This window comes from Plantactinospora sp. B5E13, assembly GCF_039871775.1.
Taxonomy (GTDB): Bacteria; Actinomycetota; Actinomycetes; order Mycobacteriales; family Micromonosporaceae; genus Plantactinospora.
This window is the reverse complement of sequence record NZ_JBDPLT010000060.1, coordinates 39,748-50,814: the sequence shown is the minus strand read 5'-3', so window position 1 is coordinate 50,814 and position 11,067 is coordinate 39,748. Positions and strand designations below refer to the sequence as shown.

The 11,067-nt window shown below is 72.9% G+C and carries 11 protein-coding genes and 1 pseudogene; 3 read left to right on the top strand and 9 right to left on the bottom strand.

Translation table 11 applies throughout. The features are described from left to right. Positions 1-54 precede the first annotated feature (54 nt). Positions 55-1,881 carry a long-chain fatty acid--CoA ligase gene (locus ABGB05_RS33140; RefSeq protein WP_347657902.1) on the bottom strand — a complete coding sequence of 609 codons (1,827 nt, stop codon included), beginning with the start codon at positions 1,879-1,881 and terminating at the stop codon, positions 55-57. 338 nt (positions 1,882-2,219) lie between these two features. On the opposite strand from ABGB05_RS33140, the gene ABGB05_RS33135 reads away from it, so the two are divergent. Further along, complete coding sequence (locus ABGB05_RS33135; RefSeq protein ID WP_347657901.1) at positions 2,220-2,594, top strand: hypothetical protein; 375 nt, start codon at positions 2,220-2,222, stop codon at positions 2,592-2,594. 38 nt (positions 2,595-2,632) lie between these two features. On the opposite strand, the gene ABGB05_RS33130 is transcribed toward ABGB05_RS33135, so the two are convergent. The 4 genes and pseudogenes from ABGB05_RS33130 to ABGB05_RS33115 all read right to left on the bottom strand — a co-directional run bounded on the left by ABGB05_RS33130 (position 2,633) and on the right by ABGB05_RS33115 (position 5,877). Further along, the gene (locus tag ABGB05_RS33130; protein WP_347657900.1) at positions 2,633-3,865 is read right to left on the bottom strand and encodes a hypothetical protein; all 1,233 of its coding nucleotides are present in this window, start codon (positions 3,863-3,865) and stop codon (positions 2,633-2,635) included. A 176-nt stretch (positions 3,866-4,041) separates the two neighbouring features. Beyond that, entirely contained in the window at positions 4,042-4,566 is a 525-nt protein-coding gene (locus tag ABGB05_RS33125) for a PepSY domain-containing protein (protein WP_347657899.1), read from the bottom strand. Between the two features lie 113 nt (positions 4,567-4,679). Further along, a pseudogene (locus ABGB05_RS33120) lies at positions 4,680-5,564 on the bottom strand (low temperature requirement protein A); the annotation flags it as partial. A 25-nt stretch (positions 5,565-5,589) separates the two neighbouring features. Further along, a complete protein-coding gene (locus ABGB05_RS33115) occupies positions 5,590-5,877 on the bottom strand; it encodes a low temperature requirement protein A (RefSeq protein WP_347657898.1) in 288 nt (95 codons plus the stop codon). Between the two features lie 132 nt (positions 5,878-6,009). On the opposite strand from ABGB05_RS33115, the gene ABGB05_RS33110 reads away from it, so the two are divergent. Beyond that, positions 6,010-6,357: a low temperature requirement protein A gene (locus ABGB05_RS33110; RefSeq protein WP_347657897.1), complete on the top strand. Its 348-nt coding sequence runs from the start codon at positions 6,010-6,012 to the stop codon at positions 6,355-6,357. A 100-nt stretch (positions 6,358-6,457) separates the two neighbouring features. Here the strand turns inward: ABGB05_RS33110 and ABGB05_RS33105 are convergent, their stop codons facing one another. Genes ABGB05_RS33105 through ABGB05_RS33095 form a run of 3 tightly spaced genes read right to left on the bottom strand, consistent with a single transcriptional unit; the run spans position 6,458 to position 9,357 of the window. Continuing rightward, positions 6,458-7,798: a HAMP domain-containing sensor histidine kinase gene (locus tag ABGB05_RS33105; RefSeq protein WP_347657896.1), complete on the bottom strand. Its 1,341-nt coding sequence runs from the start codon at positions 7,796-7,798 to the stop codon at positions 6,458-6,460. Next, positions 7,795-8,511, bottom strand: a complete 717-nt coding sequence (locus ABGB05_RS33100) for a response regulator transcription factor (RefSeq protein ID WP_347657895.1) — start codon at positions 8,509-8,511, stop codon at positions 7,795-7,797. Before ABGB05_RS33100 ends, ABGB05_RS33105 begins: the two co-directional genes overlap by 4 nt. A gap of 30 nt (positions 8,512-8,541) precedes the next feature. After that, positions 8,542-9,357, bottom strand: coding sequence for an SAM-dependent methyltransferase (locus ABGB05_RS33095; RefSeq protein ID WP_347657894.1), 816 nt, complete (start codon positions 9,355-9,357; stop codon positions 8,542-8,544). A 146-nt stretch (positions 9,358-9,503) separates the two neighbouring features. Between ABGB05_RS33095 and ABGB05_RS33090 the strand changes: the two genes are divergently transcribed. Next, on the top strand, positions 9,504-10,019 hold the full coding sequence (locus ABGB05_RS33090; protein WP_347657893.1) for a septum formation initiator: 516 nt from the start codon (positions 9,504-9,506) through the stop codon (positions 10,017-10,019). Between the two features lie 83 nt (positions 10,020-10,102). Here the strand turns inward: ABGB05_RS33090 and ABGB05_RS33085 are convergent, their stop codons facing one another. Beyond that, a complete protein-coding gene (locus ABGB05_RS33085) occupies positions 10,103-11,056 on the bottom strand; it encodes a terpene synthase (protein WP_347657892.1) in 954 nt (317 codons plus the stop codon). Positions 11,057-11,067 lie beyond the last annotated feature (11 nt).

Here is an 11,067-nt window from a genome sequence, read left to right as displayed (position 1 = left end):
GATCGGTCGGTCCGGGTGACCCACCCGACCCGACCGATCCGGCCGACCGCCCGCTCAGAGCTGGGCGAGGGTGCCCTCGTACATCTTGTTGATCTCGTCGGCGAAGCTGGTCTCCACGGCCTTCCGCTTGATCTTCATCGAGGGTGTCATCTCGCCGTCCTCGACGGTCAGTTCACGGGGCAGGATGGCCACCCTCTTGATCGTCTCCCAGCGGTTGAGCTTGGTGTTCAGGTCGTCGACGTACCCCTCGACCAGGCTGCGCACCTCGGCCGACGCGACGAGTTCGGCGTACGGACGCCCGGCGAGCGGTCCACCGGCGGCCCAGGCGGCGATCGCGTCGGCGTCCAGGCTGACCAGCATCGTGCAGTAGTTGCGGGCCTGGCCGATCACCACCGCCTGCGCGGTGTACGGGCAGATGGCCTTGAACATCCCCTCGATCGCCGACGGCGCGATGTACTTGCCGCCGGAGGTCTTGACCAGGTCCTTCTTCCGGTCCGTGATGGTGAGGAAGCCGTCGTCGTCGAGTTCGCCGATGTCACCCGTGCGGAAGAAGCCGTCCGAGGTGAACGCCGCCGCGGTCTCCTCGGGCAGGTTGTGGTAGCCACGCATCACCGGCGCGCCCCGGAGCAGGATCTCGCCGTCGGAGTCGATCCTGCACTCCAGGTCCGCGATCGCCTGACCGACGGTGCCGATCTTGAGCCTGCCGGGCCGGTTGACGAAGTTGGCCGCACTGCTCTCGGTGAGACCGTACCCCTCGTAGATCGGCAGCCCGGCGGCGGCGAAGAACCCGGCGATCTCCTTGCTCAGCGGCGCGGCGCCGGAGACCAGTACCCGGATCCGGCCACCGAGCCGGGCCTGGAGCTTGCTGAACACCAGCTTCTCCGCGATGCCGTAGCTGATCCGCAGGCCGGCGGAGACCGGTTGACCGGCCTGCTCCAGGGCGACCTTCCGCCTGCCGGTCCGTACCGCCCAGGCGAAGATCTTCGCCTTGGCCCCGCCGCCGGTCTGCGCGGTGGTGACCGCGCGGTTGTAGACCTTCTCGTAGATCCGGGGCGCGCCGCACATCAGGGTCGGCTTGACCAGGCCGAGCAGCTCGACCAGCTTGTCGAGTCGACCGTCCACGTACGTCGGCAGCCCGACGTGGATCACGCCGCAGAGCAGGGTCTTGCCGAACGAGTGGGACAGCGGCAGCCAGAGGTACTGCAGGTCGTCGGGCTCGAGGATGCCGATCGTCCCCTGGGCGACCCCCTCCCAGCACCAGCCGGCGTGCAGCAGTTCCACACCCTTGGGCCGGCCGGTGGTGCCGGAGGTGTAGATCAGGGTGGCCAGCCGGTCCGGGGAGATGTCGGCGACGATCCGCTCGATCAGGTCCGGATCCTGTTCCAGCGCGAGCGTGCCCTGCACCTCGAGGTCGCCGAGGGTGAGCTGGGTCGGGCTGGCCTCGGGATCCGCGGGCCCGTCCATCAGCACCACGTGGGTCAGCGCGGGCAGGTCCGCGGCGGCGACCTTGGCGGCCTGGGCGGCGTTCTCCGCGATCAGGATCTTCGAGCCGGAGTCGGTGAGGATGTAGGCGGTGTCCTCCGGCTCGGTGGTCGGATAGACCGTTGTGGTCGCGCCGCCCGCGCACATGATCCCGAGGTCGGCGAGCACCCAGTCGAGCCGGGTGTTGGCCGCGATCGCCACCCGGTCCTCGTGGTCGACACCGAGACCGCGCAGTCCGGCGGCGATGGCCTTCGCCCGCTGGCCGACCTGCGCCCAGCTGAGCCAGATCGGACCGGAGTCGTCGGGCGCGGGATGGGCGAAGGCGTCCCGGTCGGGGGTGGCCGAGACACGTTGCAGGAACATGTCGGGGATGGACCGGTACGGGATGTCGAGAGACATTGGGGGATAGCCTCCGGATATCGTGGCGTGACGGTGATCACGTTAAATCGCGGTTACCAGAGAGTATTGGCTCTTCCGGCCGCTCGGCTAGTGCTGATCGGACCGAGCCGGTACGGCTGGACGGACGGTAGGTCGAGGCCGTCCCGGTGCTGGCTCTTCGTGCTGGTCTGTTCACGAACTGTCGACATTTGCCGGGAGTGGCAAACCCTTGTCGGCCCGTCGCGTCTCTAAGCTATCCAGGCGTCGGCCCAGGCCAGTCGATCGGCGGACGAGGTCCCGCGGCCCCTGGTCGACACATTTCCGCGACAGACCACCCCCCCCGGGTACGAGGAGAGAACGTGTCCATGGACGAATTCGGTTGCGGCGAGGCGGCACCGGGGCACGTCATCCACCTGCGGGTCGCCGTACCCACGCTGGACGCCGCCACCGATCTGGCCGCGTTGCTCACCGAGTCCCTGGCCTTCCTGCCGGAACTCGACGCCGGCGAGGTGACCGTCTCGGCGGAGGACGCCCAGCACGAACGGTTCCGGGTGTTCTGCGACCGGCGGCTGCCCGGTGGCGGCCGGTGCGGCGAGCGTGAGGGACACGGCGGCTCCTGCCGGTCCGGTCCGCCCGGAACCGGTCCGGGACAGTGGCCCGGGTTCGTCGAGATCAGCCCGGCGCCACCCCGGTTCCGGACCGGCGTACCGGTGCGGCTGCAGGGCCGACTGTGAAACCGTGTCCCACGATCGCGACGAGGTAGCGCGGGAGTTCAGTTCCCGCGCCAGCTGACGGTGGTCACCCCGACCAGTTCGTTCACCGCGACCCGGTCCTCGGTGGCGAGGATCCGGACCATCCGCTCCGCCTCCGGCAGGGACACGTGTCGGCCGGTCGACGTCTCCGTCGCGGGGTCCGGGCTCTCCAGCCAGAGCCGGCCCCGCTCCCAGCGCATCTGCACCGCCGCGTCGGAGCGGCCGACGTAGCAGATCCAGGCGCCGGTCCGGACCGGCATCCGCCGGACCATCTCGACAGCCTCGGCGGTTTCGAGGGGCACCGCCCGGTCCTGCAGACCGGCCGGGTGCTGCCAGGTCGCCTCCACCAGCCCGGCCTCGGGTGTCGGCTCGGCGGCCGGTGCCGTCGCACCCCGCAGCCGACGTACCAGGGTCATCCCGTCCCGACGACCGACCCGCAGTTCGGTGCCGTCCGGGAAACCGCCGACCAGGGTGTCCCAGTCCCGTCGTACCGTCACCGACGCCCCGTCGACGGTGACCCGGACCCGGATTCCGACCGGCAGCCACGGCAGGTGCAGACCGGTCAGCCAACTCGCCGCAAGGGTGCCGTCGGTCAGCGCGAACGGGCCCCGCCAGGCGTCGGGGACCGCCACCTCGACCGGTATGTCGTCCTCGACGACGGGCGGAACCGCCGCGAGCCGGCCGAACCGCCGACGCCGCAGGGTCAGCGGAACGAAGATCCGGGTGCCGGTGCTCCCGTCCCACCGCACCGGTAGGTCGTGGTCGCGCAGTGCGGCCGCCACCTCCTCGCCGATCTCGACCGTGGCCGGCCCGTCGAACAACCCGTACGCGAGGTACACCCCGCCGCCCTCGACGCCGCGCTCCGCGTCCTGCTGGTGGTAGAAGGTGTAGCCGCGTCGCTGGTCCCGCTCGTCGGCCTCGTCGCGGATCTCCTGGACGCCGCAGTTCTGGCAGCAGGTGAAGTCCTCCCGGGCGACGATGCCGGCGCTGTCCAGGGCGCGGAAGGCGAGGGTGAGCCGGTCGCTGTCGGTCGGCCCGGGAAACTCCGCCTGGGCGGCGAGATGTGCGGCCAGTTCACGGGCCGTGACCTCCCCGGCCCAACGGCGGACCACGTCCCGGTTCGCCTCGTCCTGGAAGTGGTACCCGGTCTCCTCGACGATCGTCGCGTACGGCAGGACGCCGAGCGCCACCTGCTGCCGTACGAACGCCTCGACCACCCCGCGGATGTCGTCCGTCTCCTCGTCAGTCTCCACGGCCGCGAACGCTAACAGCCTCGACCGACAGCCGTCGGCGAGCGATGTCACGGTCACGTCCCGCGGCGACCTCGACGCCACTTTCCCGCCGCCGGCGATGCCACGGTCGCGGGCGGCGGCAGCGCGACGGCCGCACCGCCAAGGGGGCGGTACGGCCGTTCGTCGGGGCAGGTTGCTCAGTCGTCGTCCCGGTCGTCGTCGTCATCGTCGTCGTCCCGGTCGCGGTCGTCCCGGTCGTCGTCCCGGTCGCGGTCGGTCTTGACGATGTCGCCGGTGCTGGTGTCGACGTCGACCTCGACCTCCCAGCCGTCCTGCTGGATCTCCACGCTCCAGACCGTCCGGCCGTGTTCCCGCTCCCGCTCGACCTCGTCGACCCGGCCGCCGCCGGCCTGGCCGAGCGCGATCTCCACCGCGCGTTCCCGGCTGATCGGATCGTCCGTGCCGGGGCTGGTGGTGCTGGGAGCACCGGTCGACGGGCCGCCGGTCGAGGTGGTGGCGGTCGACGGGCCGCTGGTCGACGGGGCGGCCCGAACGGTGCCCGGCTCGGTAGCCGGCGCGGTGGCCGTGGCGGTCGCCACCGGTGCGGCGCCGAGCCCGCGTTCGCCCTGCTCCGCCGCGTTGGCCCCGATCGCGGTGCCGACGACGGCGAGTACGGCGAGCGCACCGCCGATGCCCAGGACCATCGTGTTGCGCCGGATCATGTCCCCTCCTCGGTGCTGAGTCCTCTGTGCTGTCACCCTCAGAGGTTCGCCCGAGCGGGGATAGCGGCGCACTGTGCGAATGCTAAGCCGAGGTAAAGATCCGGCCCCGCCGGTCAGCCGGCGTGCGGGGCCGGCATCGGCAGGTGGGCCCGGGTCAGCAGCAGGTTGACGGCCGCGACACCGGTCAGCACGGCCAGCACGACCAGCGCCGACATCATCGGCGGCAGCACCGTCGCCGTCGGGGCCAGCACGAGCAACCCGACCAGACCGACGATCTGGGGTCGGTCCAGCCGGGCGAAGACGATCCGGTCGAGCAGCAGCCGGCCGAACAGGAACAGTGCGGGGCCGCCGAAGATCAGCATCGCCGTCGCGGCCGGCGTGGCGCCGAACGGCCGGGCGATGACAAGCTCGTTGGCGGCGGCCGTTCCGAGGATGCCGCTCACCAGGACCAGGTGGACGAGGGCGGTCAACTGGCTACGCCGCCACGGGTTCGACGACTCGGCGATGCCGCTGGTCATCAACTCCCCGGCACGGTGGATGTAGATCCGCCAGATCAGCACCGTCGTGCCGAACACCACCGCGAGGGCGAGGGTGTCGGCGAGCCGGTGCGCACTGCCGCTGTACGCCCGACCGGTCAGGAAGATGGCGACCCCGAGCGCGATGATCACGAACTGCCGGTACCGCTCGGAGACCCGCTCACCCACCTGCACCGGCGGCGGGGCGAGCCGCTGCCGGGCCCACGGTGTCGGCCAGCTGAGCAGCACGCCGAGCATCTCCACCGCCGCCGCCACCGTCCAGAGCGCCAGCCGCACCTGTTGCGGCAGCAACGCCCCGACGATCCACGGCACCGCGGCGAGGAGTACCCAGAAGAGCACCCGGGGCGGCCGCCCCCGGACCGGCTCCGGCGCCCGCGCCCGGGCCAGCAGCACCAGGTTGTACGCGCCGCTGCCGACGTGCGTCGCCAGGTAGGCGACCACGAACAGCAGGCCCCGCTGTTCGTACGCGGCGGGACGGCGGCGGACATCACCAGGACGCCCGCCGTGCCCAGACGAACTGCGGTACGTGGGTCCACCGGTTCAGGTCGACCGTGTCCCCGGCCCCCCACGAGGTCAGGGCCCAGAGCAGGGCGAAGGGCACCAGCAGCACCAGCGCCTCGGCGGCGCCCAGCGGGGTCAGGTCGGCGAGCAGCCGCTCGGTCAGGGTGATCATGGCGGCGACGTACGCCAGGTCGAAGAAGAGCTCCAGCAGGGCGGGGCGGCTCGTCGACGCCAGGCCGGGCGGCGACATCCGCTCCCTGTCGCCCTCCGCCATCGACCGGCCTGCCTCCCGTGCCCCGCCCTCGTCCGACGTCTCCGAGCCTATGAGCCGTTCGGGTGCCCCGTCCCGGGTTCCCCACGTGCGAAGCGTCCGCCTTTGTAGCGTTGCCACGGGTCACCGGGGGTGATGGTCGGCGGTGTCCTGCTGATCTCCACCGGCACCTCGCTCGTGGTCGGCGACCCCTACCGCGACCCGCCGCTGTCCTGGGTCCTGATCCTGCTCGGTGGTCCCGCACTCTTCCTGCTCGGCACGCTGTTCTTCGAGATCGTGGTGACCGGCCGCCTCCTTGGCACCCGGGTGACCGCGATCGTGGTGCTCGCCGCGAGCGGGCCGGCGATGCCACTGTTGCCGTCGCTGGCGGTCATGGCGGTCCCGACTCTCGTCCTGCTCGGCACCCTTGTGGTCGAGTTGGCCGTCAACCGGGCTGGGGCCACCGCCGAGTCATCGCCGGGATGGCCGGCGCCGCCACAGTGAGGCAGCGCCGCAGCGCCGCCACAGTGAGGCAGGGCCGTCGGAACGGCAGCGGTGAGGCAGCGCCGTCGGGGGTGTCCACCCGCGGACGGTACGGCGCCGGTCAGGCCGGCGGGACCGCCGGCGACCGGGTGGGTGGGCCGAGGGTGAGCGCGACCCGGGCGCCGCCACCGATCCCGCTGGCCAGTTCGAGTTGTCCGCCGCTGTCCCGGGCGGCCCGGCGAGCGATGTCCAGCCCCAGCCCGGTCGAACCGCCGGCGCTCGCCCCCCGTTCCACCAGCGTCGCCGGGTTCAGCACCGCCGACGGCAGTCCCGGACCGGCGTCCGCGACGGTCAGCAACGCGCCGCCGCCGACCTTCGGCACACAGGTGACCGAGAACCCGACCCCGTCCGGGGTGTGTGCGAAGACGTTGCCGAGCAGCGCGTCCAGGACCGCCGCCAGGTCGTCGGCGGGCAGCCGTACCGGCAGTGGGTGGTCGGCGAGGTCGACGGCGACCGTCCGGCCGGTGTCCTCGGCCAGCACCGTCCAGAACGCCACCCGGTCCCGGACCACCTCGGTCGCGTCGCAGACACCCTCGGCACCGCTCGGGCCGCCGGGGCCGGCCTCGGTCGTGCCGCGGCGCCGGGCCTGCCGGATCAGCCCGGTCACCGCCCGCTCCACCGCGTCGATCCGGTTGCCGATCCGGGCCGCCTCCGCCGGGTCGGTCAACGACTCGGCCTCCAGCCGCAACGACGTCAACGGGGTACGCAGCCGGTGCGACAGGTCCGCCAACTGCTCCCGTTCCTCCCGGAGCAGCTCCTGGATCCGGGCGGCCAGGTGGTTGAGCGCGCCGGCGACCGCCCGCAGTTCCGGTGGCCCCGACGGCCGGGCCCGGGCGGTCAGTTCCGCCCCGGCGAGCCGCAACGACACCGACGACAGCTCGCTGATCGGCGCCACCATCGACCGGGCCAACCGGTCGGCGACGACCAGGCCGAGCAGCAGCAGGGCCACGCCGAGCCCGGCGAGGACCAGCCACGACCGGTACACCCCCCGGACCAGCTCGGCCCGGGGGACGAAGGTGCGGACCACCGCCGTACCGTCCGGCCGGCCCTGCACCGCGACCAGGATCTCCCGGCCCTCCGGCCCGGCCACGGTCAGGCTTTCGCCCCGTGCCGCGAGCGCCACCCCGGGGCTGCGTTCCGACGGCGTCCCGAGCGCCGAACCGTCCGGCAGGAAGACCGTGACCGGCCGGCCGGCCAGCGCGCCGACCTGGTCGGCGGCGAGCCCCAGCCGGGCCGGGTCGGCGGTGCCGACCAGCGGCACCAGCCCCTGGACCTCGGCGGTGGCCGCCGAGGTCGCCCGGTCGGCCGCGGCGTCGCGCAACAGCACCGCCAGCGGGACCAGGAAGGCCAGCAACACCAGGCAGGTGGTGGCGGCGACCAACAGGGTCAGCCGGCGCCTCACCGGACACCTCCGGGATCGCCGGCCGGCTCGTCACCGGGCGCGGCGAGCCGCACCCCGACCCCGCGTACGGTGTGCAGGTAGCGCGGCCGCTGCGCGGTCTCCCCGAGCTTGCGGCGCAACCACGACAGGTGTACGTCCACCGTCTTGTCCGCCCCGCCGTACGGCAACTGCCACACCTCGGTCAGCAGTTCCCGTTTACTCACCACCTGGCCGGCCCGGGTGGCGAGGTAGTGCAGCAGTTCGAACTCCCGGGGGGTCAGCTCGACGGGGGTGCCGGCCAGGGTCGCCAGCCGGGCGCCCGGGTCGACCCGCAGGTCACCGACGGCCAGCACCGGCGGCCCGCCGGCCGGGCCGGTGCCCCGGCGCAGTACCGCCCGGATCCGGGCGTCGAGCTGGGCCGCGGTGAACGGCTTCACCAGATAGTCGTCGGCACCCGAGTCCAACCCGCGGATGATCTCGGTCTCGTCGTCCCGGGCGGTCGCGATGATCACCGGGGTGGTGTTGACCGCGCGCAGCATCCGGAGCAACTCCAGCCCGTCCAGGTCAGGCAGGCCCAGATCGAGGACCACAAGGTCGGGGCGGTGGTCGAGGACCGCCTGCAGGCCACTCATCGCGGTCGCGACGGCGGCGACGGCGTGCCCCCGCTCACGCAGCGCGTGCAGGAGCGGATTGCGGATCGCCGGATCGTCCTCGATGAGCAGTAGGCGTGCCACACCGGAACGGTAACCGGTGCCGTCGGCGGCTCAGGGGATCCGGGCGACACCGCCGTACATGCATATGTCGACCGGGTCCGGGATCTCGGCACCGGGGGCGGGCCGCCACTGCGCGAGCGGCACGACCCCCGGCTCGACCAGCTCCAGGCCGTCGAAGAACCGGTCGACCTCCGCCCGGCTCCGGGTCCGGCTCAGCCCACCGCTGGCGGCGTTCGCCTGTTCCAGCCGCTCGACGACCCCGGCCGGCAGGCCGTCGTACGTGCCGTGGGAGAGCACCAGGTAGCTGCCCGGGGGCAGCGCGTCGACGAACCGCCGGACGACGCCGTACGGGTCCTCGAAGTCCCGGACGAAGTGCACCACCGCCGCCAGCGTCAGGCCGACCGGCTGGCCGAGGTCGAGGGTGTGCCGCAGTTCGGGGGCGTCCAGGATCGAGTCAGGGTCGCGAACGTCGCGCTCCAGGTAGACGGTCCGGCCCTCGGGCGTGGAGGTCAGCAGCGCCCGGGCGTGGCTCATCACCAGCGGGTCGTTGTCGACGTAGACGACCCGGGACCCGGGGGCGATCCGCTGGGCGAGTTCGTGGACGTTGTCCGCGGTGGGCAGGCCGGTGCCGACGTCGAGGAACTGCCGGATCCCGGCCTCGCCAGCCAGGAACTCCACCGTACGTCGCAGGAAGTCGCGGTTGGCGCGGGCGGCGATCCGGACGGTCGGGAAGGCGGCGGCCACCTGGTCGCCGGACTCGCGGTCGGCGGCGAAGTGGTCCTTGCCGCCGAGCCAGTAGTTGTAGCGGCGGGCGGGGTGGGCGACGGTGGTGTCGAGTTTGCTGCCCGGGGGGCTCGGGTCGGTCACGGGAAAGATTATGATCCATGCCGCCCGCCGGCCGGGAGCACCCGTCGGGTCGAGAGTGGGTGCCCGCCGGGTCGAGGGCGGGCGCTTTACCGTCTCTTAGGCTTCGCCGGCCCCGGCCTTAACTTCCGGCCGGGCATGATCGGAGCATGCGTCGACGTACCGTGTTCGCGGTCGGTGGTTGGCTGCTCGCCGCGTTGGCCGCCACCGGCACCGGGTTGGCCGCCGTCCGGGTGATCGGTGCGGATCTCACCGGGCCGGCGGGCGAGGTCCGCACCCCGGAGGAGGTGGCCCGGGCGCTGGCGGAGGTTCCGACCGGCCCGACTCCCACCAACGCCATGCCGGGCAGCCACACACCGGTCCCGTCCGGTCCGGCGGTCCCCGGGTCCCCGACTCCCGGCACCCCGGCGACCACCCCGCCGGTCGCCGGAGCCCGGCTGCTCGCCACCCCGGGCGGCACGATCGTCGCCCGGTGTGACGGCGGCCAGGTGTGGCTGGTCTCCTGGACCCCGGCCCAGGGCTTCCGGGCCGAGGACGTCGACCGTGGGCCGGACGACGACGCCGAGGTCACCTTCCGGGGTACGAGTCGCCGTCTCGACGTCGAGGTCGAGTGCCGGAACGGGGAACCGGTCCCGTCCTGGCAGGACCACAGCGACGACGACTGACAGCCCCGCCGGGCCCGGAGCAGGTCGCCGCGCAGGTGGTCGTGGCCGTCGCGCGGTGACCGGGCGAGGGCGGGCGCGGCGGATCACTGGTAGCGGCTCGCCCGCAACGACCAGTCGTAGCTGCCCCGGATCCAGCACCGGCGGGCGGTGACGAACCGGACCGTCTCGGCGTCCGCGTCGACCAGCAGTTCCGACTCCACCCGCAGGTACGTCCGCAGTGCCGCGTTGAACCGGTCGGCGGCGCCGACGAGGGCGGACCGTTCCGGGGCGGCGTCGGCGCTCCGGTGCAGCACGACGACCAGATTGTGCCCGTCGCCGCCCTGCCGCCACTCCTTGTCGTAGGAGAAGATGTCGTTGCACCAGCACACCAGGTCGGTGGCCAGGTTGTCCAAGGTGGACGCACGGGGGTCGGTCCGGTGCGCGGCGTCGCCGCCGCCGTACACCAGGTCGGTGACGGTCAGACTCGGCCGTACGCCGCCGGTGTGCCGCCGCATCTGCAGGTACTCCGCCACCGCCGGGACCCGGGACCGCTCCCGGTTCGCCGCCTCCCAGAGCAGGGCGAGCAGGTAGTCACGCATCTGGTTGGTGAATCGGAGCAGCAGGTGCGGCGAGTTGTGACCGCGTACCCGTCGACACAGGTCGTGCAGGGCGGCGCCGGCCGGGCCGGCGACGGTGGCCGGGTCCGGCGGCGCCGGTCCGCCGAGCAGGTCCAGGACGTCCAACAGTCCGCCGACGACCGGGGCGAGCCGACCGGGGTCCCGGCCGAGCCCGTCGTCGTCACACCTGTCGTCGAAGGCGAACAGCCAGGTGAAGAGATCGGTGAGCAGACGCAGCGGCGCCGGCCCGGCGTCCGGGCAGGCCCGCCCGGCCAACTCCGCCGCGCTCGCCCGGTCCAGTCGGCGCAGCGTGTCCGGGGTGGACACCAGGCCGAGTTCGGTGGCCCAGCGCAGCGACTGGTGCCCCACCTCCCCGACGTGTCCGTTGACCCGGTCGGGGAACGGCGGACGGGTCAACGCCGCCACGGCGAGGGTGCGCATCCTGCTCCTGT